The sequence below is a fragment of the Niveispirillum fermenti genome (assembly GCF_048066175.1).
Taxonomy (GTDB): Bacteria; Pseudomonadota; Alphaproteobacteria; order Azospirillales; family Azospirillaceae; genus Niveispirillum; species Niveispirillum fermenti.
Genome location: NZ_JBLTXA010000011.1, coordinates 61,021 through 85,647 on the forward strand (window position 1 = coordinate 61,021; position 24,627 = coordinate 85,647).

24 protein-coding genes are annotated in these 24,627 nt (G+C 64.6%); 6 read left to right on the forward strand and 18 right to left on the reverse strand.

Going from position 1 to position 24,627, the window contains the following annotated elements:
• Positions 1 to 55: 55 nt before the first annotated feature.
• The 4 genes from ACM9LZ_RS13240 to yajC form a co-directional block, all read right to left on the reverse strand.
• Positions 56 to 1,246 carry a vWA domain-containing protein gene (locus ACM9LZ_RS13240; protein ID WP_416619948.1) on the reverse strand — a complete coding sequence of 397 codons (1,191 nt, stop codon included), beginning with the start codon at positions 1,244 to 1,246 and terminating at the stop codon, positions 56 to 58.
• Positions 1,247 to 1,321: 75 nt separating this feature from the next.
• Entirely contained in the window at positions 1,322 to 2,698 is a 1,377-nt protein-coding gene (locus tag ACM9LZ_RS13245) for an adenylate/guanylate cyclase domain-containing protein (protein WP_416619949.1), read from the reverse strand.
• Positions 2,699 to 2,856: 158 nt separating this feature from the next.
• Positions 2,857 to 3,231, reverse strand: coding sequence for an Mth938-like domain-containing protein (locus ACM9LZ_RS13250; RefSeq protein WP_416619950.1), 375 nt, complete (start codon positions 3,229 to 3,231; stop codon positions 2,857 to 2,859).
• A 262-nt stretch (positions 3,232 to 3,493) separates the two neighbouring features.
• On the reverse strand, positions 3,494 to 3,841 hold the full coding sequence (yajC, locus tag ACM9LZ_RS13255) for a preprotein translocase subunit YajC (RefSeq protein ID WP_416619951.1): 348 nt from the start codon (positions 3,839 to 3,841) through the stop codon (positions 3,494 to 3,496).
• A gap of 214 nt (positions 3,842 to 4,055) precedes the next feature.
• Here yajC and ACM9LZ_RS13260 point away from each other — a divergent pair, with 214 nt between their 5' ends.
• Positions 4,056 to 4,925, forward strand: a complete 870-nt coding sequence (locus ACM9LZ_RS13260; protein ID WP_416619952.1) for an ATP-binding protein — start codon at positions 4,056 to 4,058, stop codon at positions 4,923 to 4,925.
• 111 nt (positions 4,926 to 5,036) lie between these two features.
• On the opposite strand, the gene ACM9LZ_RS13265 is transcribed toward ACM9LZ_RS13260, so the two are convergent.
• Both ACM9LZ_RS13265 and cimA read right to left on the reverse strand, forming a co-directional pair.
• The gene (locus tag ACM9LZ_RS13265) at positions 5,037 to 5,840 is read right to left on the reverse strand and encodes an RNA methyltransferase (protein WP_416619953.1); all 804 of its coding nucleotides are present in this window, start codon (positions 5,838 to 5,840) and stop codon (positions 5,037 to 5,039) included.
• Between the two features lie 49 nt (positions 5,841 to 5,889).
• A complete protein-coding gene (gene cimA, locus ACM9LZ_RS13270; protein WP_416619954.1) occupies positions 5,890 to 7,515 on the reverse strand; it encodes a citramalate synthase in 1,626 nt (541 codons plus the stop codon).
• A gap of 172 nt (positions 7,516 to 7,687) precedes the next feature.
• On the opposite strand from cimA, the gene lipB reads away from it, so the two are divergent.
• From lipB to ACM9LZ_RS13285, 3 genes are all read left to right on the forward strand, one after another.
• The gene (gene lipB, locus ACM9LZ_RS13275; protein WP_416619955.1) at positions 7,688 to 8,368 is read left to right on the forward strand and encodes a lipoyl(octanoyl) transferase LipB; all 681 of its coding nucleotides are present in this window, start codon (positions 7,688 to 7,690) and stop codon (positions 8,366 to 8,368) included.
• A 1-nt stretch (position 8,369) separates the two neighbouring features.
• Entirely contained in the window at positions 8,370 to 8,579 is a 210-nt protein-coding gene (locus tag ACM9LZ_RS13280; RefSeq protein ID WP_416619956.1) for a hypothetical protein, read from the forward strand.
• An 87-nt stretch (positions 8,580 to 8,666) separates the two neighbouring features.
• On the forward strand, positions 8,667 to 9,986 hold the full coding sequence (locus ACM9LZ_RS13285; RefSeq protein WP_416619957.1) for an NAD(P)/FAD-dependent oxidoreductase: 1,320 nt from the start codon (positions 8,667 to 8,669) through the stop codon (positions 9,984 to 9,986).
• A 54-nt stretch (positions 9,987 to 10,040) separates the two neighbouring features.
• On the opposite strand, the gene ACM9LZ_RS13290 is transcribed toward ACM9LZ_RS13285, so the two are convergent.
• Positions 10,041 to 10,481: a type II toxin-antitoxin system RatA family toxin gene (locus tag ACM9LZ_RS13290; RefSeq protein ID WP_416619958.1), complete on the reverse strand. Its 441-nt coding sequence runs from the start codon at positions 10,479 to 10,481 to the stop codon at positions 10,041 to 10,043.
• An 18-nt stretch (positions 10,482 to 10,499) separates the two neighbouring features.
• Complete coding sequence (lipA, locus tag ACM9LZ_RS13295) at positions 10,500 to 11,459, reverse strand: lipoyl synthase (RefSeq protein ID WP_416619959.1); 960 nt, start codon at positions 11,457 to 11,459, stop codon at positions 10,500 to 10,502.
• Between the two features lie 257 nt (positions 11,460 to 11,716).
• Between lipA and ACM9LZ_RS13300 the strand changes: the two genes are divergently transcribed.
• Together ACM9LZ_RS13300 and ACM9LZ_RS13305 are read left to right on the forward strand one after the other, a co-directional pair.
• Entirely contained in the window at positions 11,717 to 13,543 is a 1,827-nt protein-coding gene (locus ACM9LZ_RS13300; protein ID WP_416619960.1) for an alpha-amylase family glycosyl hydrolase, read from the forward strand.
• Positions 13,544 to 13,617: 74 nt separating this feature from the next.
• Positions 13,618 to 13,800, forward strand: coding sequence for a hypothetical protein (locus ACM9LZ_RS13305; protein ID WP_416619961.1), 183 nt, complete (start codon positions 13,618 to 13,620; stop codon positions 13,798 to 13,800).
• A 56-nt stretch (positions 13,801 to 13,856) separates the two neighbouring features.
• Here the strand turns inward: ACM9LZ_RS13305 and ACM9LZ_RS13310 are convergent, their stop codons facing one another.
• The 10 genes from ACM9LZ_RS13310 to kdsA form a co-directional block, all read right to left on the reverse strand.
• Entirely contained in the window at positions 13,857 to 14,813 is a 957-nt protein-coding gene (locus ACM9LZ_RS13310; protein WP_416619962.1) for an endonuclease/exonuclease/phosphatase family protein, read from the reverse strand.
• Positions 14,814 to 14,978: 165 nt separating this feature from the next.
• Positions 14,979 to 16,379: a dihydrolipoyl dehydrogenase gene (lpdA, locus tag ACM9LZ_RS13315; RefSeq protein ID WP_416619963.1), complete on the reverse strand. Its 1,401-nt coding sequence runs from the start codon at positions 16,377 to 16,379 to the stop codon at positions 14,979 to 14,981.
• A 22-nt stretch (positions 16,380 to 16,401) separates the two neighbouring features.
• Complete coding sequence (locus tag ACM9LZ_RS13320) at positions 16,402 to 16,902, reverse strand: GNAT family N-acetyltransferase (RefSeq protein WP_416619964.1); 501 nt, start codon at positions 16,900 to 16,902, stop codon at positions 16,402 to 16,404.
• A gap of 65 nt (positions 16,903 to 16,967) precedes the next feature.
• Positions 16,968 to 18,335, reverse strand: coding sequence for a pyruvate dehydrogenase complex dihydrolipoamide acetyltransferase (locus ACM9LZ_RS13325; protein WP_416619965.1), 1,368 nt, complete (start codon positions 18,333 to 18,335; stop codon positions 16,968 to 16,970).
• Between the two features lie 20 nt (positions 18,336 to 18,355).
• Positions 18,356 to 19,747, reverse strand: coding sequence for a pyruvate dehydrogenase complex E1 component subunit beta (locus ACM9LZ_RS13330; protein WP_416619966.1), 1,392 nt, complete (start codon positions 19,745 to 19,747; stop codon positions 18,356 to 18,358).
• Positions 19,748 to 19,769: 22 nt separating this feature from the next.
• Positions 19,770 to 20,786, reverse strand: coding sequence for a pyruvate dehydrogenase (acetyl-transferring) E1 component subunit alpha (pdhA, locus tag ACM9LZ_RS13335; RefSeq protein WP_416619967.1), 1,017 nt, complete (start codon positions 20,784 to 20,786; stop codon positions 19,770 to 19,772).
• Between the two features lie 198 nt (positions 20,787 to 20,984).
• Positions 20,985 to 21,326, reverse strand: coding sequence for an FtsB family cell division protein (locus ACM9LZ_RS13340; protein ID WP_416619968.1), 342 nt, complete (start codon positions 21,324 to 21,326; stop codon positions 20,985 to 20,987).
• Positions 21,327 to 21,549: 223 nt separating this feature from the next.
• Positions 21,550 to 22,830 carry a phosphopyruvate hydratase gene (eno, locus tag ACM9LZ_RS13345; RefSeq protein WP_416619969.1) on the reverse strand — a complete coding sequence of 427 codons (1,281 nt, stop codon included), beginning with the start codon at positions 22,828 to 22,830 and terminating at the stop codon, positions 21,550 to 21,552.
• A gap of 105 nt (positions 22,831 to 22,935) precedes the next feature.
• A complete protein-coding gene (locus ACM9LZ_RS13350) occupies positions 22,936 to 23,580 on the reverse strand; it encodes a lysophospholipid acyltransferase family protein (protein WP_416619970.1) in 645 nt (214 codons plus the stop codon).
• Between the two features lie 110 nt (positions 23,581 to 23,690).
• Positions 23,691 to 24,527 carry a 3-deoxy-8-phosphooctulonate synthase gene (gene kdsA / locus ACM9LZ_RS13355; protein WP_416619971.1) on the reverse strand — a complete coding sequence of 279 codons (837 nt, stop codon included), beginning with the start codon at positions 24,525 to 24,527 and terminating at the stop codon, positions 23,691 to 23,693.
• Positions 24,528 to 24,627: the final 100 nt, after the last annotated feature.

A 24,627-nucleotide genomic window follows, 5' to 3' on the forward strand; every position in this document is an offset into this window, starting at 1 on the left:
CCCCCCTTTTTGACCGGGTGTCCGTTTGCGGTGGAGCCCGGTCAAAGGGGGGGCTTCAGCGGTTCAGTTCGCGCATCGCCCCATCCAGGCCGGCCAGGGTCAGGGGATACATGCGGTCTTCCATGATCTTGCGGATCAGGCCGATGGACTGCGTATATTGCCAGTATCGCTCCTCGGTCGGGTTCAGCCAGACCGCATGCGGGAACTTGTCGAGCAGGCGCCGCATCCAGACGATGCCCGCCTCCTCGTTGAAATGTTCAACACTGCCGCCGGGCTGGGTGATCTCATAGGGGCTCATCGCGGCATCCCCTACGAAAACCAGCTTGTAATCGGAACCATACGTATTCATGACGTCGAAACTGGATAATTTCTCCACGTGCCGGCGCCGATTATCCTTCCACACGCCTTCATAGACGCAATTATGGAAGTAATAATATTCAAGATGCTTGAATTCCGTGCGCGCAGCACTGAACAATTCTTCGCAAAGGCGGATATGGTCATCCATCGATCCGCCGATATCCAGGAACAACAGGACCTTCACGGCATTGTGCCGTTCCGGCACCATCTTGATATCGAGATATCCGGCGTTGCGGGCGGTGGAACTGATGGTATCGGGCAGGTCCAGCACGTCGGCGGCCCCTGCGCGCGCGAATTTCCGCAACCGGCGTAATGCCACCTTGATGTTGCGCGTCCCCAGTTCGACACTGTCGTCCAGGTTCTTGAAGTCGCGTTTGTCCCACACCTTGACCGCGCGGCGGTTCCTGCTGCCCTCCTGGCCGATGCGCACCCCTTCGGGATTGTAGCCATAGGCGCCGAACGGGCTGGTGCCGGCCGTTCCGATCCATTTGGAGCCGCCCTGGTGGCGTTCTTTCTGTTCGGCCAGACGCTTGGCCAGCGTCTCCATCAGCTTGTCCCAGCCGCCCAGCGCCTCTATCTGCGCCTTTTCCTCCTCCGTCAGGAATTTCTCGGCCAGCTTGCGCAGCCATTCCTCGGGGATTTGCGCCGTCAGTTCCTCCGCTCCGACGCTGCCGGCACCTTCCAGCCCCTTGAACGCCGTGGAAAAGATGCGGTCGAATTTGTCCAGGTTACGTTCATCCTTCACCAGGATGGCGCGGGAAAGATAATAGAAATCATCGACCGCATAGCCGGCGACACCGGCCTGCATCGCCTCCATCAGGGCCAGGTACTCCTTCAGGCTGACGGGCACGCCGGCCTTGCGCAGATCATAGAAAAAACCGGTGAACATGGGGCCTTCCGTCGGTTTCGTCCGGCACTGGAACGGGCCGGAATATTCCGGCCATGGGTGTTATAGCACGGTCCGCTATTCGGCCGCGCATGCTTCATTGGCGGCCAGGGGGCGATACCAGAGCGCGATGGTTCCGTCCCGGCCGCGCAGCGGCATGTTCTCCACCCGCTGATAGCCGGCCAGCGCCTGCTCGCCGTCCGTCAGCAGGGCCGCCCCCGCCACCTCGTCGGAAATGACGATGCCCGCCTCCAGCGTGCGGGTCAGATGCATCAGGCGGCTGGCCACATTGACCGTGTCACCGATCACGGTGAATTCCAGCCGCTGGTCGGACCCGATATCGCCCGCCACGACGGCACCGTAATGGACGCCGATGCCCAGCCCCACGGCGGGCAGGCCCCGATTGGCCCGCTGAAGGTTCCAGTCGCCGATGGCGGCCTGCATGTCATGGGCACAGGCCAGTGCGGCGGCGGGGTCGCGGCCGCTGGGCGACAGCAGGCCGAAGGTCGCCATGACACAGTCGCCGATATATTTGTCGACCGTGCCGCCATGGGTGAACACGGCCCGTTCCATGCGGATGCGGAACTGGCGCAGCAGGTCGATGATCTCTCCGGCAGGCGCATTCTCGCACAGGCGGGTAAAGCCCGTCAGATCGGCGAACAGCACGGAGACGACGCGCGTGTTGGGGCGCGACAGCGGACTGTCGCTGGCCGCCAGCCGTTCCACCATGTCGGGCGAGAAATAACGGGCCAGGTTGGCGCGCTCGCTCTCCGTCGCTGCCTGACTGGCCAGCAGCATCTTGGACCGCCTGACAGCCGCCGCCAGTGTCAGGGCGACCAGCAGCAGCAGCAGAACCTGGGTTATCCAGTTGGTCAGGTCGACATAGCGGGGGTTCTGCATGACACGGACGATGTCGTCAGCACTGACGCCTTCCCACATCCAGGTCATGGGCATGGTGAAGGTGCCCGGCTGGCGCAGCACATGGATCACCACCGCGGACCAGGATGCGGCGGCCATCAGACCGCTCCACACCACCAGGCCAGGCCGCTGCACCAGCACCGCCCCGGCGATAACAAGGAAATAGACGTCGAACCAGACCGTGCGCGTGTTCATGGCCGGGGACAGGTTTTCCCCGGCCAGGGTAATGGGTGTCACCATCACGCAGGCGATGGCAATATGGTCGAAGGCGACGGAAGCGAACATGTGCCAGGGCCGGAACCAGCGCGTCCGGTTCAGCGCCCACAGCGACAGACCGTTGCAGGCCAGCAGGACGATGCCGAGATAGCCCGACACGTTCTCCCCGGTCTGGTCCAGCATGGACAGCCAGGCGAGGATGGCACCCAGTGCAATCAGCCGCGCCCAGGTCGCCACCTCGATCCCGCGCGTCTGCTCACGCGCGAACACGGCCTTCAGCCGTGCCGCCATCGCCTGATTGCGATCCGCCAGATGATCCATGCGCACCTTCCCCGCCGCGCAGCCCTGCCACGGACGAAACCCCAATGACAGCTATAGCGCAATCCGGGATGGATTTTCAGACTATATGCCCGTCAGGGTGGCGGGCACGATGCCCCAGGATTGTGAAAGCGACATGGCGGCGGCGGGAAAACGCGGTGTCAGACCGGCAGCAGTGCTGCGGCGACCCGGCGGCCTTCCGCCAGCAGGATATTGTATGTGCGGCAGGCGGCGGGGCTGTCCATGACATCGACCACAACGCCCTGTTCCTTCAGTGCGCGGCGCAGGGCGGAGGGCAACAGGCCCATACGGGCACCCGTGCCCAGCAACAGGATCTCGGGCCGGGGATCGGCCGTGGCGACCGGCGCGAAATGATCGGCCGTCAGGCCGGCGAGCCCGGGGACATCCCAGATGACGGTCTGATCGGGAAAGACGATGACCGCGCTCTCGTAAAGGGTATTGGCCACGCGAAACCGGCCGGGGCCATAGGTATCGATGACCTGACGGTCAGCCGGGATGATCGGCGTGATGTCCATGGATCGGCCTTCCGCTGTCGGTCAACGGGGTTTCAAGGGGGAACGGTCGCAGGATGAACGCATCCATCCTGCGACCGTTCCCGGGGCGTGCAGCCCCGATCCCGCCTTATACCCACTTGCGATGAGTGGAACTCATCGCAAGTGGGTCCGGCGGCGACCGCCACAGCACCGCTCGTGCGGCGTAGCCAAGCCAACGAATGTTGGCGCCGGCGATTGAGGGCGGTGATCAGAACCAATAGGTTCTGATCACCGCAAAATAGTATTACTTGTCGTCGCCCTTGGCCGGCTCCGTCCTGGCCAGGACGGAGGTGATGGTGGAACGCAGGACGCGCACGCGCACGCCCTCGGCGATTTCCACGGTCACCTCGTCATCGGTACCGACCTTGACGATGGACCCGACGATGCCGCCACCCGTGACGACCCTGTCACCCCGGCGCAGCGCTTCCAGCATGGAGCGGTGTTCCTTCAGCTTCTTCTGCTGCGGACGGATCAGCAGGAAGTAGAAGACCACGAAAATGAGCACCAGCGGGGCCAGCGACATCAGGGTTTCCATCCCGCCACCACCCGGCGCACCGGCAGCGGCCTGGGCATAGGCCGTGGAAATGAACATCAACAGCTCCTAACTTTGATTGCTCCCGGCGACGTGCCGGACGCGGGGACTATACAAGCCGGCGGCCCCGTTGCAACCGAAACCGGGCGCTGCCATGCGGCAAGCGGGCTTCGGGCCGGCAACGGGCCCATGCTAGCGTATCCGGGCTCTCATCTGGCCCCGCCCCTGCCATTGCGCAAGGGGTGCGCCCCTCCCAAAAGCGACAGACACAACCATGGCCGATACCATTGTTTCCCATCCGCTGCTGCCCGTACTGTCCCGCATTGCCGATGCCCTGGACAGGCTGGCGCCGCCGGCCCGGCCCACGGGCGATCTTTCCGCCGCCGATGCCTTCGTCTGGCATGCCGACACGCTGTCGCTGGCGCCGGTGGCGCGGGTATCGCATGTCGATTACGACCTGTTGAAGGGCATCGACCGGCAGAAGGCGCAGTTGCTGGAGAACACGGAACGGTTTGCCCGCGGCCTGCCGGCCAACAACGCCCTGCTGTGGGGTGCGCGCGGCATGGGCAAAAGCTCCATCGTGAAGGCGGTGCATGCGCGTGTGAACCGGGACCGGCCGGGGTCGCTGGCGCTGGTGGAAATCCACCGCGACGACATCCCCACGCTGGGCCGCCTGCTGGAGGTGCTGCGCGGCAGCGACCGGCGCTGCGTGCTGTTCTGCGACGACCTGTCCTTCAGCCATGATGACGGCAACTACAAATCGTTAAAGGCCTTGCTGGAAGGCGGGATCGAAGGGCGGCCCGGCAATGTCGTCCTCTACGCCACGTCCAACCGCCGCCACCTGATGCCGCGCGACATGATCGACAATGAACGGTCGACGGCCATCAACCCGTCCGAAGCGGTGGAGGAGAAGATCAGCCTGTCCGACCGGTTCGGTCTGTGGCTGGGCTTCCACTCCTGCGACCAGGACAATTTCTTCGCCATGGTGGAGGCCTATGCCACCGCCTATGGCATCGCGATGTCCGTGGAACAGTTGCGTGCCATCGCCGTGGAATGGTCGGTCACCCGCGGCAACCGTTCCGGCCGCGTAGCCTGGCAACTGATCCAGGACCTGGCCGGGCGGACAGGCGTGAAACTGGACTGATACCGGATCCCGGTGAGTGTAATTCACCGGGACATGGTATGACGGGCGGGCCGACGGGGAGCGGCCGGTTCTTCACAGGGGCACGGGGCGGCTCCCCATCCTCCTGCCGGCCTATTCCCCGCCGTGGTCGGGCTTGCGCCGTTTCTTGCGCCCCGCCAGCGCGGTGATGATGCCGTGGAAGGTCCGCGCCTCCTGCTCCGTCAGGGCCGTGCGCTGAAGCATGTTGCGGATGTTGCGGACCATGGACGGGCGCTTGTCCTCGCTGCTGAAGAAACCGGCCTCCTCCAACTCCCCTTCCAGATGGTCGAACAGGTTATGCAGGTCGCCCTTGCTGGCTGGCTGGCCGGCGGAAGCGTGGAAATACCGGTCCTCCACATCCTGTCCGGAAATCCACCATTCATAGGCGATCAGCAAGACGGCCTGCGCCAGATTGAGCGAGGAGAAGCCCGGGTTCAACGGGACCGAGATCAGCGTATCGGTCAGCGCGATATCCTCGTTGACCAGACCCGTGCGCTCCGGCCCGAACATCAGTCCGACCTTGCGCCCCGCGGACCAGTGCCCCCGCATCTCGTTCGCGGCTTCCCGTGGGGTGACCACGGGTTTCACCATCCCGCGCACGATGGCCGCGGTGGAAAAGACGCGATGCAGGTCGGTGATGGCGTCGCGGGTATTGTCGAAGACGCGCGCCTGATCCAGCACCAGCGTCGCCCCGGCCGACGCCGATACCGCCTTCTCGTTGGGCCAACCGTCACGCGGGTTGACGATGCGCAGGTCCGTCAGGCCGCAATTCAGCATGGCCCGCGCCACCGCCCCGATATTCTCGCCCATCTGCGGTTCGATCAGGATGACGGCGGGACCATCCCCATCCCCCTCCGCGAAGCTCTTGGACAATTGACGCTTGTTGGTGCCGCTCATGGAGACCTTGTGACCTGAAACCGGAACGCCTGGCAGGCACGGCCCTGGATCAGGCCGCGACGGGCTTGTCGATAACGGCACCTGACCGGTAGAGGCAATAGGTAATGCTGTCCGACAGGGCATTGAAGCTGGCATCGATGACGTTGGCCGACACGCCGACGGTCGCCCAGCGGTTTCCGTGGCGGTCGGCCGTCTCGATCATCACGCGCGTCACGGCCTTGGTACCATCCTGGGCATTCAGGATGCGGACCTTGTAATCCACCAGCCGCATACCCTCCAGGGCGGGATAGACCGGGATCAGGGCCTTGCGGAGCGCCTGATCCAGCGCGTTCACGGGGCCATTGCCCTCCGCCACCGTCATCACCGATTCCGCGCCGGCCGTGCCCGGCACCTCCACCTTCGTGGTGGCTTCCGACAGGGTCACAAGCTCGCCCCTGGCGTTCCAGCGGCGTTCATCCAGCACGCGGAAGGCGGCCAGACGGAAATAATCCGGCACCTCGCCCAGCGCGCGGCGGGCCAGAAGCTCGAAGCTTGCCTCCGCCCCGTCGAAGGCGTACCCCTCGAACTCCTTCTGCTTCACGATATCGACAAGCTGTCCGACGCGGGCATCCCTGGGATCGACATCCACCCCCACCTCACGCAGGCGGGCCAGGATGTTGGACCGCCCGGCCTGATCGGACACCAGCACATGGCGCCGGTTGCCCACCAGCGACGGGTCGACATGCTCATAAGAACTGGGGTCCTTCTCCACGGCGGAGACATGCAGCCCACCCTTATGGGCGAAGGCGCTTTCACCGACATAGGCGGCATGGCGATTGGGCGTGCGGTTCAGCCGCTCGTCCAGCATGCGGCTGATATGAACCAGCCGGGACAGACCTTCCGGCTTGATCCCGACATCGAAGCCCATCTTCACCGACAGGGTCGGGATCAGCGACAGCAGATTGGCATTGCCACAACGCTCCCCCAGGCCGTTCAGGGTGCCCTGGACCAGCCGCACACCGGCCCGCACGGCCGCGATGGAGTTGGAGACGGCATTTTCCGTGTCATTATGGGTATGGATGCCCAACCGGTCGCCGGGGATGCGGCGGGCCACCTCGGCCACGATGGCTTCCACCTCGTGCGGCAGGGTACCGCCGTTCGTGTCGCACAGCACGACCCAGCGGGCTCCCGCCTCATAGGCGGCCTGGACACAGGAAAGGGCGTATTCCGGATTGGCCTTGTACCCGTCGAAGAAATGTTCGGCATCGAACAGAGGTTCCCGCCCGCGCGCCCTGATCTCCCGGATGCTGTCGGCGATCAGGGACACATTCTCATCCCGCGGGATGGCAAGGGCCACATCGACATGGAAATCCCAGGTCTTGCCGACGATGCAGACGGCGTCGGCCGGGCTGTCCAGCAGGGCGGACAGACCCGGATCGTTGGACGCACTGCGGCCGGGACGCCGCGTCATGCCGAACGCCGTGAAGATGGCGCGACCCAGCTTCGGCGGATCGGCGAAAAAGGCGTCGTCGGTGGGATTGGCGCCCGGCCAGCCGCCTTCAACATAATCGATGCCCAGCGCGTCCAGTTCCTGCGCGATGGCGATCTTGTCGGCCACCGTGAAATCAACGCCAGAGGTCTGCGCACCGTCGCGCAGGGTGGTATCATAGAGATAGACGCGGTTCATTTCGTTCATAATCAGGGGCCAGATAGCAATGACGTTGCCGAATGTGGCGCATCACGCCCTGCGGATCAATGGTCATGCGCGCATGGGGCGGCTGCCATTGCCGGGATTGCCCATTGGTGATGGCGGGAAATTCGCCTAAATAGGCAGCGAGCCTGCCCCCAGCTTCGGAAATTGCCAGATCATGATCGAGTGGCGGATCAGCGACCGGAATGTCGAATATCCCGATGCCCTGTCCTTCATGGAAGCCCGCGTGGCCGATATCCGGGCCGGCATCGCGCCGGAGACGGTCTGGCTGCTGGAACATCCCCCCCTTTACACGGCCGGCACCTCGGCCAGGGCAGGCGACCTGCTGACGCCCATGCGCTTTCCCGTGTTCCAGGCGGGACGCGGCGGGCAATATACCTATCATGGCCCCGGCCAGCGCATCGGCTATGTTATGCTGGACGTGCAGGCCCGCGGCGGCGACCTGCATGATTTCGTCTGGCGGCTGGAGGAATGGCTGATCCGCACCCTGGCCCAGTTCGCCGTGAAGGGTGAACGGCGGTGCGGCCGGGTCGGCGTCTGGGTCGACATGGCCCCCTATGGACAGCCCGGCGTCGAGAACAAGATCGCCGCCATCGGCGTGCGCGTGCGGCGGGGCGTCAGCTTCCATGGTGTATCGCTGAATGTGGAGCCCGACCTGACGCATTTCGGTGGTATCGTGCCCTGCGGCATCCGCGAACATGGCGTCACATCCCTTGCCGCCCTGGGGCATATGGTGAGCATGGTCGAAGTGGATATGGCCATGAGGGCGGCGTTCGAGGAGGTTTTCGCCGCCGATGCGGCGCCGCGAGCGCCCGCCGCCTGCGCGATGGAGGGCTGAGATGGAGCAACGCCGTTCCATCACCGCCCTGGTCCTTTACTTCTTCGGCGCAGCGGCACTGATCGTTTCGCTGTTCATGCTGATCGCGCCGACGCCGGAAACCTACGGACCGGCGCTGGTCGGCCTGCTGCTGGGGGTGCTGCTGCTGGGCGTGGGCCGGGCCTGCCAGCATCTGGCCCGCATCCGCGATTTGATGGAAGGGCGCGGATAACGGCACCATCGGGAAAGGCGCGGGCGGAACCGCCCATGGCCGACGGTGTTTCCTTCAGGCCTGATCCTGCCTGAACGGAGTAAAGCCATGACGCGACGCCCGAAGCACCACGTCATCATCGTCGGCGGCGGCATCGCCGGATTGCTGCTGGCAACCCGGCTGGGCCGGGCCGAACTGGCCGATGTGACCTTGGTGGACAAGGCGCCGTCCCATGTCTGGAAGCCGATGTTGCATACCTTCGCGGCGGGCACGGCCAACGCGCAGCAACGGCGCATCCCCTTCGTGACCCATGGCGCACAAACGGGCTTTCGCTTTCTGCCCGGTGCGCTGGGCGAGATCGATACGGACGCGCAGTCCGTGACGGTACAGCCCTTGCTGAACCCCGCCGGGCAGGTGCTGCTGAGTGAGCGGCAGCACCATTACGACACACTGGTCCTGGCCGCCGGCAGCAAGGCCAATGATTTCGACACGCCCGGCGTCGCCCGCCACTGTCTGTTCATCGATGACCTGACTCAGGCGGAAACATTCAATCAGCGGCTTTACGAGGAACTGCTGCGCATGCTGGACCAAGGCCGCCCGCTGCGCGTCGCCATCGTCGGCGGTGGGGCCACAGGTGTGGAACTGGCGGCGGAAATCGCCCGTCTGCTGGAAGTCGCCCGTTCCTATGGCATCGGTGATCTGCGCCCGCAACTGGACCTGATGCTGCTGGAAAGCGGCCCCCGCATCCTGGCCGCCTTCCCCGAGGAGGTCGCACAGGCCGCAACCCGCCAGTTGCGCCGCATCGGTGTGGAGGTGCGGGAGAATGTCCGTGTGGCCGAGGCGGATGCCGACGGCTTTGCGCTGGAGGACGGATCACGGATCGACGCCACGCTGCGGGTATGGGCCGCCGGCGTGAAGGCGTCGGAAGCCGTGCAGACGGGGAATATGTTCGAGCACAGCCCGACCGGCCAGATCATCGTGCGGCCCACCCTCCAGACCACGGTGCGCGACGATGTGTTCGCGCTGGGCGACTGCGCCAGCCTGACCCCGGCCGGCGCTGAACGCCCCCTGCCGCCTACCGCGCAGGTGGCCAGGCAGCAGGCGCTGCATCTGGCCCGGCAGTTTCCCGCCTTCCTTGACGGCCGGCCCCCGGAACCGTTTCAATTCCAGGATCAGGGCAAGCTGGTGTCGCTGGGCCATTACAATACATTCGGCACCCTGGGCCGCGACGGCCTGTTCAAGGGGGGATTCATCGAAGGCCGGCTGGCACAGTTGGGCCATGCCCTTCTCTATCGGCTGCACCAGATGGAGCTGCATGGTCCCTGGCGGGCCGCCTCGCTCTGGCTGTCCGATGCATTCGCGGCACCCGTGCGTCCGCGCATCCGGGTGGAGCAGGAAGCCGACACGATCATGCCCAGCCGGCATTGAGCGGAGGGTGAGCCGGACCAGACCGGACGCAAGCGTCGATGCCGGCCGCCGCTTTCAGTCCCTGGCGCCGTAAAGCTGCTTGGCCCGGGTCTCAAACGCGGCCACCATGCGCTTCACGGCTTCGTTGAACAGGGCGCCGATGATGGTCTGCAGCACCTTGTTCCTGAATTCGAAATCCACATAGAAATCAACGACGCAGCCGTCCGGATGCGGTTCGAAGACCCAATGGTTGTTCAGGTAGTGGAACGGCCCCTCGGCATATTCCACATCGATGCGCAGGAGATCGGGGTTCAGCGTCACCTTGGAGGTGAAGCGCTCACGAACCATCTTGAACCCGATCACAAGATCGGCCCAGATGACATTGTCCTGCCGTTTGCGCACGCGGCAGGCCACGGCCCAGGGCAGGAATTCGGGATAGCGCTCCACATCGGCGACAAGCGCGTAGAGCTGCTCCGGCGTGTGCGGCAGGATGCGCCGCTCGGCATGCGTCGGCATCGGTGGGTCAGGACCGCGTCATTCGGCGGCCGGACGGGCACCGGCCAGCTTGGCCTCCCGCGCAGCGCGCAATTTACGGAAATCGTCCCCGGCATGATAGGAACTGCGGGTCAGCGGGCTGCTGGACACCATCAGGAAGCCCTTGCCGCGCGCCATGGTGGCATAGCTGGCGAACTCGTCAGGTGTCACGAACCGGTCCACCGGGGCATGCTTGGGCGTGGGCGCCAGATACTGGCCGATGGTCAGGAAATCCACGTCAGCGGCGCGCAGATCATCCATCACCTGCCCCACCTCGTCCTTCGTTTCGCCCAGGCCGACCATGATGCCGGACTTTGTGAAGATGGTCGGGTCCACCTCCTTCACCCTTTGCAGCAAGGCCAGCGAGGTGAAATAACGCGCACCGGGGCGGATGGTCGGATAAAGGCGCGGCACGGTTTCCAGATTGTGGTTGAACACATCCGGCCGCGCCTGCGCCACCAGTTCAATGGCGCCGGGCTTGCGCATGAAATCGGGCGTCAGAATCTCGATCGTGGTGCGCGGGGCCGTCTGGCGGATGGCGCGGATGGTGCGGGCGAAATGCTCCGCACCGCCATCGGGCAGGTCGTCGCGATCGACCGAAGTGATGACGACATGCTCCAGGTCAAGCCCGCCCACGGCATCGGCCACCTTCTCCGGCTCGTGCGGGTCCAGCGACAGCGGCTTGCCCGTGGCCACGTTGCAGAAGGCACAGGCACGGGTGCAGATGGCGCCCAGGATCATGAAGGTGGCGTGCTTCTTCTTCCAGCATTCGCCGATATTGGGGCAGGCCGCCTCCTCGCACACGGTATGCAGCTTCAGCCCGCGCATCAGGTCGCGCGTTTCGGCATATTCGCGGCTGGTCGGTGCCTTGACGCGCAGCCATTCAGGCTTGCGCAGGATCGGATTGTCCGGGCGCTTGGCCTTTTCCGGATGGCGGACGCGGGTGTCTTCGATCGTCATGGGCCTGACCTTGGGATTGCCTGCCCCCCGAACATAAGACGCCCTTGGCCCTGAACCAAGCGCGGCGTGTCGCCACCCTCCCCCGCTTGGCCTGCAAGGCGGACGATTGTAACGAAATTACCGATTTGCACCGCGACACATACGAATTCAGTCCAAGCCGGGGCGATGCCGGCTTGACGGGCGGTGTCCCCGACACCAACCATGGGGGCGGCAGGACCGGCCCGATAAGGCCGGCGAGAAACTGGGAGAGAAACCGCATGACATACGGAACCCGCCGTTCCGCCGCGATTGCCGCGGCGGCCCTGATGCTGCACGCCCTGCCCATGCCGGGCCTGGCCGATCCGGCCCCGCCGGCCCAGCGCGTACCGGAAGATGAAATCATCTATCTGATCATGCCGGACCGGTTCGAGAATGGCGACCCGTCCAATGATCGCGGCGGGCTGACCGGCGGCCCCGACGTGACGGGCTATGACCCGACCCATAAGGGTTTCTACCATGGCGGCGACCTGCAGGGGGTCATCCAGCGGCTGGATTATATCCGTGATCTGGGCGTGACGGCGATCTGGCTGACGCCCGTATTCAAGAACAAGCCCGTGCAGGGGCTGGGCGATGCGCAATCGGCCGGTTATCACGGCTATTGGGCGCTGGATTTCCTGGATATCGATCCGCATCTGGGCACCAAGGCCGATTACAAGGCATTCGTCGATGCCGCCCGCGCCAAGGGTTTCAAGATCTATCTGGACATCGTCGTCAACCATACCGCCGACGTCATCAGCTATCGTGAATGTCCGGACACCGGCTGCGCCTACCGCGACCATGCGGAATTCCCCTACAGCCGGCGGGGCGGGCTGGCGGGCGCGCCGATCAATGACGGGTTCACGGGTGTGGGGGCCGGTGGCCAGTCGGCAGCGAATTTCGCCCGTCTGACACGCATGGACTACGCCTACACCCCCTTCGTGCCGGAGGCGGAGAAGAATGCCAAGAACCCGGCCTGGCTCAACGATATCGCCTATTACCACAATCGCGGCGAAAGCACTTTCAAGGGTGAGAGTTCGCTGTTCGGCGATTTCGCGGGCCTGGATGATGTGATGACCGAACATCCCCGCGTCGTACAGGGTTTCATCGACATCTATGGCCAGTGGATCGACGAGTTCGCCATCGATGGTTTCCGGATCGACACGGCCCGCCATGTGAACCCGGAATTCTGGCAGGCCTTCATCCCCGCCATGCAGGCGCGGGCCGCGGCACGCGGCATAAAGGATTTCCACATTTTCGGCGAGGTGATGGAATTCGACCCCGGTGAACTGGCGCGCTTCACCCATGTGGATGGGCTGCCGTCCGTGAATGACTTCGCCTTGCAGAAGGCCATTGCCGACGTTGTGGCCAAGGGCGCGCCGACGGAGCAACTGGCGCAGGTGTTCCGGGGCGACGCGCTTTACAAGGAAGGCGAGGCGACAGCCCGGCAGTTGGTGACACTGATCGGCAACCATGACGTGCTGCGTCTTGGCCGCACGCTGCGCAGCGCCAACCCCGATGCATCGGAAGCCGAACTGCTGAACCGGACCATCCTGGCCAATGCCATGCTGCTGCATAGCCGCGGCGTGCCTGCCCTTTACTACGGTGACGAACAGGGCTTCACCGGGGAGGGCGAGGGTGACCAGCCCTCGCGGGAGGACATGTTCCCCAGCCGGGTGGACAGCTACAACGACAACCGGCTGATCGGATCGACCGGCAGCACGGCCGTATCGAATTTCGACAGACAGCACCCGCTGTACCAAGCCATCGCCGCGATGGCGCGCACCAGGCATGCCGATCCCGCCCTGCGCCGGGGCGATCAGGTCACCCGCATTGCAACGGAAAAGGGGCCGGGCCTGTTCGGCTTCTCCCGCCTGCTGGAAGGGTCCGGGGAAACGCTGGTCGTGTTCAACAGCGCCAAGGAACCGCTGTCGGCCACCTTGCAGGTGGAAACGGCGTCGATGGACTGGAAGGCGCTTCATGGAGAATGCGCGCCTCGCAGTGCGGCCCCCGGAAGCTATCGCGTCACCGTACCGGCACTGGGTTATCTGGTCTGCAAGGCCCGATGAGCCCGGCGCGATTGGGGTTTGCCACAGCCGGGCAACCGCGATAGATCAGCGGGGAACATTTCTGGCGGGGCGGCATGATGCGGCGGACACGGTGGCGGTTTCTGTTTCTGTCCTGCATGGCTGCCGGCCTGCTGGGCGGATGCTCCGTCGTGACGACGACGGCATCGGCTGTGGGGACGGTCGCGGGGGCCACTGTCGACGTGGCAGCGACGGCCGTATCCACCACCGCGGACATCGTCACCGCCCCCCTGCCCTGAACCCCCTGCCTGATCCCCCTGCCCTGGCCAGGGCAGGGGTGGGGTGAAGCCGGCTGTCAATCGCTGCGGGTGCCCGCATCGGCGGCCGGCAGCGTGAACCGGACCAGCACCGGGCGGTGATCGGACCCGACATCGCGCAGGACCAGCACCTGCCCGCCCGCCCCGATCCCCGATCCGCCCAGAACATGGTCGATCGGGATACCGAACGGCAGGAGCCAGCCGCTGGGCCAGGTCGGCCCCGTGACTGACAGCCGGACCAAACCCGCGTCGCGCATGATGCGGCGCATCAGCGGGGACCAGGGGGCCGCGTTGAAATCACCCGCCAGCAGGACGGGCGGCGGCATCTCCCGCAACCGGTCCAGCAGCCAATCCACCTGCGCCTCCTGCACCGGCCGGTCAAAGGGGCGGGAAAGGTGGGCCGTGACCAGGGTGAACGGCCCTTCCGGCCGTTCCACCCTGACGGCCAGGAAGCTGGGCCGTGTCGGCGCATCGTGCCAGGGGCTGGTGGTCACGCCGATCTGTCGCAGGGGCCAGCGGGACAGAACATTGTTGCCGCAGTCGGATATGCCGCAATCCGCGTGGTAGGGCAGGATTTCGGCAAGCTGGACCGCCCAGGCATAGGCCTGATGGTGGTAATGGCGCTCCAGCACGACAGCCAGATCCGGCCGCCGTTCGCGCACCAGCGCCGCCCAGGCGTCCATCGACGGGTTCTGGTTCCAGACATTGGTGTGCAGCAACGTGACGGATGCTCCCTGCCCGGCCGCCGGTGAAAGCCATGTCGGGAACACCAGGGCAGCATTGACCAGCACCGACAAACCCAGCGGGACCAGCAACAGCCAGCGGCGCGCCGTCATCGTCACGACCAGAAGCGGCAGGGCAAGCCATAACAGGCCGATCCGCAGATGATCCGGCACGCCCCAGCCACCGGGCACCCAGCGCAAAAGGCTGCATGCCAGCAGCAGCAAGATGCTGGCCCGGAGCAGCAGCAGGCAAGCGCGGGTGAACCCGGTCATGCGTGCGGCCGCCCGGCGGCCGGCACCGATATCCAAGCAGGCATCACGGAACCGCACGCCCTCTTCCGCCATCTGAAAAGCAACAGGGGCGGTCCTGCGACCGCCCCTGTCAATAAAACCATCCAGCACCGCAAAGCTCAACGCCGCTTGCGAGCTGGCGAGCCATCAATAATGGATGGCGCGGCCATAGGCGGCCAGTACCGATTCATGCATCATTTCCGACAGAGTCGGGTGCGGGAAGACGGTATGCATGAATTCCGCTTCCGTCAGTTCCGCCGTCTTGCCGATCGTGTAGCCCTGGATCAGTTCGGTCACTTCCGCGCCGATCATGTGTGCGCCCAGCAATTCGCCGGTCTTGGCATCGAACACGGTCTTGACCAGGCCCTCCGGCTCACCCAGCGCGATGGCCTTGCCATTGCCGATGAAGGGGAAGCGGCCCACCTTCACCTCATGCCCGGCGGCCTTGGCCCTGGCCTCCGTCAGGCCGACCGAGGCCACCTGCGGGAAGGAATAGGTGCAGCCGGGGATGTTGGTCTTGTCCATCGGATGGACATCCTCCAGGCCGGCGATCTTCTCCACGCAGATGATACCCTCGTGGCTGGCCTTGTGCGCCAGCCAGGGGGCACCGGCCACGTCGCCGATGGCATAGACGCCCGGCTCGTCGGTACGACCATAACCGTCATTGACGATGTGGCCGCGATCCAGCTTGACCTTGGTATTCTCCAGGCCCAACCCCTCGGTATTGGCGACGATGCCGACGGCGGAGATGATGCGGTCGACCGTGACCGTCTCCACCTTGCCCGCAACCTCGATATGGGCCGTGACGCTGTCGGCCTTGCGGTCCAGCTTCACGACCTTGGCGCCGGTCTTGATCTTGATGCCCTGCTTGGTGAAGGCCTTGGCGGCGAAGGCGCTGATTTCCTCGTCTTCCACCGGCAGGATGCGGTCCACCACCTCCACCAGGGTCACGTCAACGCCCATGGAATTGTAGAAGCAGGCGAACTCCACGCCGATGGCGCCGGTGCCGATGACCAGCATGCTCTTCGGCGTGGCCGCCGGCACCATGGCCTCCTTGTAGGTCCAGACCAGCTTGCCGTCCGGTTCCAGCCCCGGCAGCACGCGGGCACGGGCACCGGTGGCGATGATGATGTGCTTGGCGGCAGCGTCGGTCACCTTGCCATCCTTGGCGGTGACGGCGACCTTGCCCTTGCCCAGCAGCTTGGCCGAACCGTCCAGCACGGTGACCTTGTTCTTCTTCAGCAGGCCTTTCACGCCGGCCGAAAGCTGGTTGGCAACACCGCGTGACCGCTTGACGATGGCTTCCACGTCCAGCGTCACCTTGCCCTCGACCTTGATGCCATAGGCCTGTGAATGCTGGATGTAATGCGCGATCTCGGCGGAGCGCAGCAGTGCCTTGGTCGGGATGCAGCCCCAGTTGAGGCAGATGCCGCCCAGATGCTCACGCTCCACCACCGCGGTCTTCAGGCCCAACTGGGCAGCGCGGATGGCGGCGACATAACCGCCGGGGCCGGCGCCGATGACGATGAGGTCGAAATTCTCGGCCATGATCTGTCGCTTTCCTTCGTTGTCAGGGTGCCTGGCCGGCCAGACGAAGCAACGCCTCGCCCGTCACCCGCTGCACCGTCCATTCATCCATCGGCACGGCCCCGATCCCCTGATAGAAATCGATGGCCGGCTCGTTCCAATCCAGCACCCACCATTCAAGGCGGCCCAGCCCCTCGTCCACGACGCGCCGCGCCAGATGGCGGAACACCATGCCGCCCAGGCCCCTGCCCCGGAATTGCGGGGCCACATAGACATCCTCGATCCAGATGCCGTGCCGTCCCAGGAAGGTGGAGAAATTGTAAAACCACAGGGCAAAGCCCGCCGGGATGCCACCCACTTCGATGATCAGCGCGAAGGCACGGGGATTGTCACCGAACAACGCCGCACCGAAATCCGCCTCCGTCGCCACGACCTGGTCTGCCAGCTTCTCATAGTCGGCCAGGTCGCGGACGAAGCGGAAGATGGTGGCCAGGTCTGCGGGGGTGGCGTCACGCAGACAGGGCCTTTCGTGTTCTTCAACCACATTGCCCCCTGAAAAGCCGGACGAGGGCAGCGTTGTCAAAACCCTGCCCTCGTCCGGACGTCACGTCACAGCATCAGCGTGATCGGGTCCTCGATCAGGCCCTTCAGCAGCTTCAGGAACTCCGCCCCCACGGCACCATCGACCGAACGGTGGTCAACAGTCAGGGTCAGGGACATGACGGTGGCAACCGCCAGGGCGTCACCCTTGACCACGGGGCGCTTCTCACCCGCACCGACCGACAGGATGCAGCTCTGCGGCGGGTTGATGATGGAGGTGAAGCTCTTGATGCCGAACATGCCCAGGTTGGACACGCTGAACGTGCCACCCTGGAACTCTTCCGGCTTCAGCTTGCCTTCCTTGGCCTTCCTGGCCAGTTCCTTGACCTCGGCAGAGATGGTTGCCAGACCCTTGCGGTCGGCATTCTTCACGATGGGCGTAATCAGGCCGCCATCGGTGGAAACGGCGACGGAAACGTCGACATTCTCGTACTGAAGGATGCCATCCTCGTGCCACGACACGTTCGCCGCCGGGAAGCGGGCCAGCGCGATGGCCACTGCCTTCACCACGAAATCATTGACGGAGATTTTCTCCCCCGACTTCTGGTTCAGTTCGGCGCGCAGTTTCAGCAGATTGTCGATCTCGCAATCGACGGCCAGACCGAAATGCGGGATGGTCTGCCAAGCTTCGGTCAGGCGCTTGGCGATGGTCTTGCGCATGCCGCTGTTGGGCAGGACCTTGTACTTCATGCCCAGCTTGTCGGCGAGCGCCTTGGCGTCCACACCCTTGGGCGCGCCAGCCGGAGAGGCGGCGGCCGGCGCGGTGGCCGGGGCCGGAGAGGCGGCAGCCGGCGCGGCATCCGCCTTCTTCGGGGCCGTCCCCTTGGACAGGGCCGCCTCGATATCGCTTTTCACGATGCGGCCATGCGGGCCGGAACCGGCCACGCCCGACAGGTCCAGCCCGGCCTGGGCCGCCATGCGGCGGGCCAGCGGGCTGGCGAACACGCGGTCGTCGGACCCCGTGGATGCGGCCTCGTCCTTGCGGACCTGCGGGGCGGCTGCCTCCTGCTGGGCGGGCGCTGCCGCCTTACCGGCATCGTCCTTGGCCGCCCCTTGCTTGGAAGCCTCTTCCTTGGGCGCCTCCCCCCTGGCGGTCGCGGCCTTGGGTGCCGCGTCCAGCGCGGCTGCGTCCTCGCCTTCCTCCAGGATGACGGCGATGCGGGTATTCACCGCCACACCCTCGGTCCCTTCAGCCACCAGGATCTTGCCCAGCGTGCCCTCGTCCACGGCCTCCACCTCCATGGTGGCCTTGTCGGTCTCGATCTCGGCCAGCACATCGCCGGCCTTGACCTGATCACCTTCCTTCTTCACCCACTTGGCCAGCTTGCCTTCCGTCATGGTCGGCGACAGGGCCGGCATCAGGATATCAACGGGCATCTCTCTAGCCTCCCTCTGCCTTATTTGCGGTAGGTGACGGATTTGGCGGCGGCCACGATGTCGTGGGGCTGCGGCAGCGCCAGCTTTTCAAGGTTGGCCGCATAGGGCAGCGGCACATCCTTGGCGCAGACGCGGACCACCGGCGCATCCAGATAATCAAACGCATGTTCCATCATCACCGCCGCGATCTCCGAACCGATGCCGGCAAACGGCCAGCTCTCCTCCACGGAGACCAGGCGGTTCGTCTTCTTGACGCTTTCGACGATGGTGTCGACATCCAGCGGACGGATGGTGCGCAGGTTGATGACCTCCGCCTCGATCCCGTCCTCGGCCAGCTTTTCGGCTGCGGCCAGCGCATGGCCGACGCAGATCGAATAGGCGACGATGGTCACGTCGGCACCGGCGCGCTCCACCTTCGCCTTGCCGATGGGCAGGATGAAGTCGGGGTCGGTCGGCACTTCGAAGCTCTGCCCGTACATGATCTCGTTCTCAAGGAACACGACCGGGTTCGGGTCACGGATGGCGGCGCGCAGCAATCCCTTGGCGTCGGCGGCGCTGTAAGGGGCCAGCACCTTCAGGCCGGGAACATGCGCATACCACGAGGCATAGCACTGGCTGTGCTGGGCACCGACGCGGGCGGCGGCACCGTTGGGACCGCGGAACACGATGGGGCAGCCCATCTGGCCGCCGGACATGTACAGCGTCTTGGCAGCCGAATTGATGATATGGTCGATGGCCTGCATCGAGAAGTTCATGGTCATGAACTCCACGATGGGCCGCAGGCCGCCGAACGCGGCACCCACGCCCAGACCGGCGAAGCCATGTTCGGTGATCGGCGTGTCGATGACGCGCTTGGCGCCGAATTCCTGCAGCAACCCCTGGCTGATCTTGTAGGCGCCCTGGTATTCGCCTACTTCCTCACCCATCAGGAAAACCGTCTCGTCACCGCGCATTTCCTCGGCCATGGCGTCGCGCAGGGCTTCGCGCACCGTCATGGTCTGCGTGGACTTGAACCATTTATCTTCATCCGACGCGGCCGGTGCCGGGCTTTCCTTCTTCTTCGGCGCGGCGTCCACCGCGGCGGGGGCGGAAGCGGCCGGCGCCTCCTCCTTCACCGCTGCCGGCGGCGGCGGCGGGGAGGCCGGGGATGCAGCGGCCGATGCATCCTCCCCCTCTTCCGCGATGGTCGCGATGGGGGTGTTCACGGCGACATTTTCCGTGCCCTCCTCCACCAGCAGCGCCGTGATGGTGCCTTCATCGACCGCCTCGACCTCCATGGTCGCCTTGTCGGTCTCGATCTCGGCAAGCACGTCACCGCTTTTCACGGCGTCGCCCACCTTCTTCAGCCACTTGGCCAGCTTGCCTTCCGTCATGGTCGGCGACAGGGCCGGCATCAGGACCTGTACGGGCATGTCATTATCCTCCGCTGCTGGCTCAGGCTTCCACGAGTACGTCCGTCCACAGCTCGGACGGATCGGGCTCGGGGCTGGTGGTGGCGAAATCGGCCGCCTCGGTGACAATATCCTTCACCTCGCGGTCGATGACCTTCAGGGCGTCCTCGTCGGTGATGCCCTTGTCCAGCAGCAGCTTCTTCAGATTGTCGATCGGGTCACTTTCCGACCGCATCTTGTTGACCTCTTCCTTGGTGCGGTACTTGGCGGGGTCCGACATGGAATGGCCGCGATAGCGGTAGGTCTTCATCTCCAGGATGACGGGGCCGTTGCCTTCGCGGATATGGGCGATGGCCTTGTCGGCCGCCTCCTTCACCTCCAGCACGTCCATGCCGTTCACCTGATAGCCGGGGATGCCATAAGCGCTGCCGCGCTCATACAGCTCACCGGCCGAAGCGCGGGCCTGGGCCGTACCCATGGCGTACTTGTTGTTCTCGATCACGAACAGGGTCGGCAGCTTCCAGAGTGCTGCCATGTTGAAGGTCTCGTAAACCTGACCCTGGTTGATCGCGCCGTCACCCATATAGCAGGCATTCAGGCCGCCATCGTTCAGATACTTGTGGGCAAAGCCCAGGCCGGCCCCGATCGGCACCTGCGCCGCGACGATGCCATGGCCGCCATAGAACTTCTTCTCGCGGCTGAACATGTGCATGGAGCCGCCCTTGCCCTTGGAATATCCGCCGGCCCGGCCCGTCAATTCGGCCATCACGCCCTTGGCATCCATGCCGCAGGCCAGCATGTGGCCATGGTCACGATAGCTGGTGATGACACTGTCGGTTTCCCGCATCGCGGCCTGGATGCCGACCACGACGGCTTCCTGCCCGATATAAAGGTGGCAGAAGCCACCGATCAGGCCCATGCCGTACATCTGCCCGGCCTTCTCCTCGAAGCGGCGGATCAGCAGCATGTCGCGGTAATAGCGGATAAGCTCGTCCTTGCCCGGCAGCGCCGGGGCCTTCGGGGCCGTGCTACGGGTGGTGCGGCGCTTGGTGACTGCCACTGGCTCCTCCCAAGGAAATGGGGATGCGATAGGTCCATCGCTGTGCGATGCGATAAAGAGGTATCGCCCCACGCCGACCTTGGCAAGCGGTGTGCAGTGCAAAAGATTGTTTTACTTGAGAAAATCAGCCTTAACTCATTTTAGGCTAATCGTCGCCATTTCAGGCACTTACCGACCTTGGTCGGGGCTGACCTGCGTTCACTGCGGGGCAGCACGTCGCGGGAGGAGGATGATCAGGTCGTCCGGGTGCGATTGGTTCAGCACGGCACGGGCGCGCTCATCCAGCAGGTCCGGGTCCAGGCTGTCGGGGCGCAGCAGGCGGGTCCGGCGCTCCAGCTCCTCCCGTTCCGCGCGCACCTGATCCAGTGTGGATTGGGCGCGGGCCACTTCACTTTGCAGATGCGTCAATGCCACCAGGCCACGATCGCCATGCACGGTGTGATAGGCGAAGTAGGCCACGACGGAGACGCCGATCACCGGACCGACAATCTGTCGGACAGCACGTCCCAGCGCAGAGCGAAGTGTATAGAGCATCATCATGATGAAGGGATGGAATCACAGCGCGAGTCGCGCGGTCAACGGGAAAAGGAGCGCCAGCCGCGAAAACCCCTTAAAATCAGGCAAATATGACCGAAAGGAGGAGACGGCACCAACCCATTGGGCTGGGCCGGGATAGACCACCCGGCAGGCTGTTCTCCGATCGTCGGAAAAAAAGGGGCGGCCCCGACGGGACCGCCCCTTCACATCGGCTGTAATGGCAGGATCAGCCGCGCTTCAACGCATCGCGGCCGGGATAGACGGCGGCACCGCCCAGGCCTTCCTCGATACGGATCAACTGGTTGTACTTGGCGATCCGGTCGGAGCGGGACAGCGAGCCGGTCTTGATCTGTCCGCAATTGGTGGCCACCGCCAGATCAGCGATGGTGCTGTCCTCGGTCTCGCCCGAACGGTGCGACAGGACGGCCGTATAGCCGGCATTCTGTGCGATGCGGACGGCTTCCAGGGTTTCCGTCAGGGTACCGATCTGGTTGACCTTCACCAGGATGGAATTACCCACGCCCTGCTTGATCCCATCGGTCAGACGGGCCGGGTTGGTAACGAAAAGATCGTCGCCAACCAACTGCACCTTGGACCCGATCGTATCGGTCAGCAGCTTCCAGCCATCCCAATCATCCTCGGCCATGCCGTCCTCGATGGAGACGATCGGATATTTGGCAACCAGATCAGCCCAATAGGCGACCATCTCGGCCGGGGTCAGGCTCTTGCCCTCGCCTTCCAGCTCATACTTGCCGCCCTTGAAGAACTCGGTGGAGGCGGCGTCCAGCGCCAGCAGCACATTCTCGCCTGCCTTGTAGCCGGCATCGTCGATGGCGGCCACGATGAAGTCCAGCGCCTCGGTGGCCGATGACAGGTTGGGGGCGAAGCCGCCCTCGTCGCCCACGGCAGTATTGTGCCCGGCAGCCTTCAGCTTCTTCTTCAGGGCGTGGAAAATCTCGGCCCCGACGCGAATGGCATCGGTCGCCGTCTCCGCCCCCACGGGCATGATCATGAATTCCTGGATGTCGATCGGATTATCGGCATGCGCACCGCCATTGATGATGTTCATCATCGGCACCGGCAGGATCCGGGCATTGGCACCGCCGATATAGCGGTAGAGCGGCAGGTCCAATTCGTCGGCGGAGGCCTTGGCAACGGCCATCGATACGCCCAGGATGGCATTGGCCCCCAGACGCGCCTTGTTCGGCGTGCCGTCCAGGTCGATCATGGCCTGATCGATGGCGACCTGGTCGGTCGATTCCAGACCCGACAGCGTGTCGAAGATTTCGCCGTTCACCGCTTCCACGGCCTTCAGCACGCCCTTGCCCAAATAGCGGCTCTTGTCGCCATCGCGCAGTTCGACCGCCTCATGCGCACCCGTGGACGCACCCGAGGGAACAGCAGCACGACCGAGGGCGCCGGATTCCAGGCGAACCTCCACCTCAACGGTCGGGTTGCCACGGCTGTCCAGAATTTCGCGTGCGTGGATGTCGATGATGGCGGACATGGGCCTTAATCTCCTCGGCAAGGATCGCGTTAACCCTTTTCAGGGGCATGAGCACGGGATGAAGGGGATAACGCCGACCGTCACCGGCGACAAGGGACAGTTCCGCTACCCCGCCGTGCCGGACGGGCCGGCATTGCCCGGCTGGCGCGGGACGATGGCATCAGGCAGACGGCGCTTTGCCCCCTGCACACCTGCATAGAAGGCGGAAAGCAAGGCGAAATCGGCCGCCATGTCATCGCTGGGCCACCATGGCGCGCCGATCCGGATCGTGCGCGACGCATAATCCAGCGCGACAGGTATGATCGGGACGCCGGCCTGTCGCGCAATATGCCAAAAGCCTGTCTTCCAGCCGGCATCCGGCGCCGGGTTGCGTGTACCCTCCGGCGCGATGCCGATGACGGTCTGCGCATTGTCGCGGATGGCCGCCACGCAGTCGCCCACCACACCGTTCGGGGACCGCCTGTCCACCGGCAGCACATCGCACCAGCGCATGATGGGACCCAGGGGTCCCTTGAACAGCGTGTGCTTGCCCAGGATGCGGATACGCACATCCAACGCCAGGACGGCCGCCATGGCGATGATGAAATCATAATTGGAACTGTGCGGGGCACCGATGGTCACGAAACGCGGCAGATCGGGATATTCCCCCTCGATCCGCCAGCCCATCAGCCGCAGCCCCACCCGTCCCACGGCGCGGGAGATTGGCCCGCCCCGCCGCGGCACACGGGCGCCGGGCACCGGAATGGACATGGATGCTTCCTTCACTTTTTCGGGGATTACCCCGTTGGTTATAATCCGATGGTGCGGGAAGCAGGAAGCCTTGTCAAACCGGGGCCGCCGGCGAGGGCCGGCCGATGCAGCTAGACGCGAACGGGATCGGCTTTGGCGATGCGGTCCAGCGCCAGCATCGTGGTCAGAACACCTTCCATTTGATCCAGCGGCACCATGTTGGGCCCGTCGCTGGGTGCGCAGTCCGGATTCTCGTGTGTCTCCATGAAGACGGCGGCGACACCGATGGCAACAGCCGCGCGCGCCAGTACGGGCACGAACTCCCGCTGTCCGCCGCTGCTCGTCCCCTGCCCGCCCGGCTGCTGCACCGAATGGGTGGCGTCATAGACCACGGGATATCCCGTCTGCGCCATGATCGGCAGGGACCGCATGTCGCTGACCAGGGTATTATAGCCGAAGCTGGCGCCCCGCTCGCACAACAGGATGTTGTGGTTGCCGGTCGATGCGATCTTGGCCGCCACGTTCTTCATGTCCCAGGGCGCCAGGAACTGGCCCTTCTTGACATTGATGGCCTTGCCCGTCTCTCCCGCAGCCAGCAGCAGGTCGGTCTGGCGGCACAGGAAAGCGGGGATCTGCAGCACGTCCACCACCTCTGCCACGGGCCCGCACTGTTCGGCCGCATGGATGTCGGTCAGCACAGGACAGCCGAAAGTCTCCCGGATATCGGCCAGGATCGGCAAAGACTTGTCCATGCCCAGGCCGCGCTGCGCCGACACCGAAGTGCGGTTGGCCTTGTCGAAGCTGGTCTTATAGATCAGGCCAATACCCAGCCTGCGCGTCAGTTCCGACAGCGCCCCCGCCATGGTGAAAGCATGGTCGCGGCTTTCCAACTGGCACGGGCCCGCAATCAGGACGAAGGGCTTGTCATTGGCGATCGCCAGGGAGCCGACGGTAACGGTGCGGGTCACTTTTCCTGATCTTTCCTGTTGCTCTCTAAACGACCGAAATAGAAACCCAGAACAAGCGTTACAAGGGGGAGAATCTCCACCTTCACGAAATCGATCATTT

Excerpts from the sequence above, each read along its gene's own strand:
- ACM9LZ_RS13240 (WP_416619948.1), bottom strand. The coding sequence starts at position 1,246 with ATGTTCACCGGTTTTTTCTATGATCTGCGCAAGGCCGGCGTGCCCGTC.
- ACM9LZ_RS13245 (WP_416619949.1), bottom strand. The coding sequence starts at position 2,698 with ATGGATCATCTGGCGGATCGCAATCAGGCGATGGCGGCACGGCTGAAG.
- ACM9LZ_RS13250 (WP_416619950.1), bottom strand. The coding sequence starts at position 3,231 with ATGGACATCACGCCGATCATCCCGGCTGACCGTCAGGTCATCGATACC.
- yajC (WP_416619951.1), bottom strand. The coding sequence starts at position 3,841 with ATGTTCATTTCCACGGCCTATGCCCAGGCCGCTGCCGGTGCGCCGGGT.
- ACM9LZ_RS13260 (WP_416619952.1), top strand. The coding sequence starts at position 4,056 with ATGGCCGATACCATTGTTTCCCATCCGCTGCTGCCCGTACTGTCCCGC.
- ACM9LZ_RS13265 (WP_416619953.1), bottom strand. The coding sequence starts at position 5,840 with ATGAGCGGCACCAACAAGCGTCAATTGTCCAAGAGCTTCGCGGAGGGG.
- cimA (WP_416619954.1), bottom strand. The coding sequence starts at position 7,515 with ATGAACGAAATGAACCGCGTCTATCTCTATGATACCACCCTGCGCGAC.
- lipB (WP_416619955.1), top strand. The coding sequence starts at position 7,688 with ATGATCGAGTGGCGGATCAGCGACCGGAATGTCGAATATCCCGATGCC.
- ACM9LZ_RS13280 (WP_416619956.1), top strand. The coding sequence starts at position 8,370 with ATGGAGCAACGCCGTTCCATCACCGCCCTGGTCCTTTACTTCTTCGGC.
- ACM9LZ_RS13285 (WP_416619957.1), top strand. The coding sequence starts at position 8,667 with ATGACGCGACGCCCGAAGCACCACGTCATCATCGTCGGCGGCGGCATC.
- ACM9LZ_RS13290 (WP_416619958.1), bottom strand. The coding sequence starts at position 10,481 with ATGCCGACGCATGCCGAGCGGCGCATCCTGCCGCACACGCCGGAGCAG.
- lipA (WP_416619959.1), bottom strand. The coding sequence starts at position 11,459 with ATGACGATCGAAGACACCCGCGTCCGCCATCCGGAAAAGGCCAAGCGC.
- ACM9LZ_RS13300 (WP_416619960.1), top strand. The coding sequence starts at position 11,717 with ATGACATACGGAACCCGCCGTTCCGCCGCGATTGCCGCGGCGGCCCTG.
- ACM9LZ_RS13305 (WP_416619961.1), top strand. The coding sequence starts at position 13,618 with ATGATGCGGCGGACACGGTGGCGGTTTCTGTTTCTGTCCTGCATGGCT.
- ACM9LZ_RS13310 (WP_416619962.1), bottom strand. The coding sequence starts at position 14,813 with ATGACCGGGTTCACCCGCGCTTGCCTGCTGCTGCTCCGGGCCAGCATC.
- lpdA (WP_416619963.1), bottom strand. The coding sequence starts at position 16,379 with ATGGCCGAGAATTTCGACCTCATCGTCATCGGCGCCGGCCCCGGCGGT.
- ACM9LZ_RS13325 (WP_416619965.1), bottom strand. The coding sequence starts at position 18,335 with ATGCCCGTTGATATCCTGATGCCGGCCCTGTCGCCGACCATGACGGAA.
- ACM9LZ_RS13330 (WP_416619966.1), bottom strand. The coding sequence starts at position 19,747 with ATGCCCGTACAGGTCCTGATGCCGGCCCTGTCGCCGACCATGACGGAA.
- ACM9LZ_RS13340 (WP_416619968.1), bottom strand. The coding sequence starts at position 21,326 with ATGATGATGCTCTATACACTTCGCTCTGCGCTGGGACGTGCTGTCCGA.
- eno (WP_416619969.1), bottom strand. The coding sequence starts at position 22,830 with ATGTCCGCCATCATCGACATCCACGCACGCGAAATTCTGGACAGCCGT.
- ACM9LZ_RS13350 (WP_416619970.1), bottom strand. The coding sequence starts at position 23,580 with ATGTCCATTCCGGTGCCCGGCGCCCGTGTGCCGCGGCGGGGCGGGCCA.